The sequence below is a fragment of the Microvirga aerilata genome (assembly GCF_016743775.1).
Taxonomy (GTDB): domain Bacteria; phylum Pseudomonadota; class Alphaproteobacteria; order Rhizobiales; family Beijerinckiaceae; genus Microvirga; species Microvirga aerilata.
The window spans coordinates 1-866 of the sequence record NZ_JAEQMY010000328.1 but is presented as its reverse complement, the minus strand read 5'-3'; the positions used below and the strand labels follow the sequence as shown (position 1 = coordinate 866).

2 protein-coding genes are annotated in these 866 nt (G+C 58.2%); both read left to right on the top strand.

The genetic code is table 11. The annotated features are described in order from the left end of the window. The first annotated feature begins 190 nt into the window (after positions 1-190). The gene (locus JKG68_RS32640) at positions 191-598 is read left to right on the top strand and encodes a hypothetical protein (protein WP_202066609.1); all 408 of its coding nucleotides are present in this window, start codon (positions 191-193) and stop codon (positions 596-598) included. A 10-nt stretch (positions 599-608) separates the two neighbouring features. Next, on the top strand, positions 609-866 hold a 258-nt coding region (locus tag JKG68_RS32635), incomplete at its 3' end, for a DUF6894 family protein (protein WP_202066610.1).

Here is an 866-nt window from a genome sequence, read left to right as displayed (position 1 = left end):
GTCAGGACGTCTAGGAACCATTCTCCTGGGGCAGGGTTCTCCCGGACTTGCGTCGTATCTCATGTCAAGTGCAGTTTGCCAGGCGTCTGGTTAACTGCACTTGCAGAACTCGGGGAACATTCGGGCACTGGGGATGCCATTTGCATTGCGGTACAGGAAATTTGCCCTAGCTTTGTGTGGGGGGCTGAAAATGAGTGATGATGAAATCGAGGCTGTGGCCGCGGAGCTGGCCAAAGCGGGTGGCGTCTCCTGGCATTCAGGGCAGGAGCGCGGTCCTTTGAAGCTGGTCATGGACCGCTACCGAGACCGGGCCCGCCAGGCCATTGCTACCCTTGAACGGGTCCGAGCAGCCAAACAGGGCATCGCCCTTGATCGAGCCGAGCACCACCACCCTAACCTACAAGCCAAACTTGAGCTCATCGAGGACGATGTTGTCTCAGTTGGGAGCCTGGTCTTGTACCGCCCTCCAGGAGACAAGAGAACCTATCCCTGTCGGGTTGAGAAGCTCGATGGAAGCCGTGTGTACCTTATCCCTGAACTCCCGACCTGCACAGGTTGGGTGGATCTTGCCAACCTATCATCTCCCGCAATTCAGTAAGGCTCCAACAGTGACAGCTCTCAACAATGGCAAGCGGCGGCCCGATGAAGTTCTCATCAAGGCCGACATATCGGCTCGTTCCTCGGATATGTCTGTGCGGGGCCTCTCGGTAACGGCGCGGTACTACTTCAACCTCACCAATGGCGACACCATGATCCGGGACGAGGAGGGGATCGAAGCATCCAGCATCCAGGCGGCTGTCATGTCCGCCATGGAGGCCGTTGAGGAGCTTCGCGCCCTGGACCCCTCGAACTCAGATGAGTGGCAC

Excerpts from the sequence above, each read along its gene's own strand:
- JKG68_RS32640 (WP_202066609.1), top strand. The coding sequence starts at position 191 with ATGAGTGATGATGAAATCGAGGCTGTGGCCGCGGAGCTGGCCAAAGCG.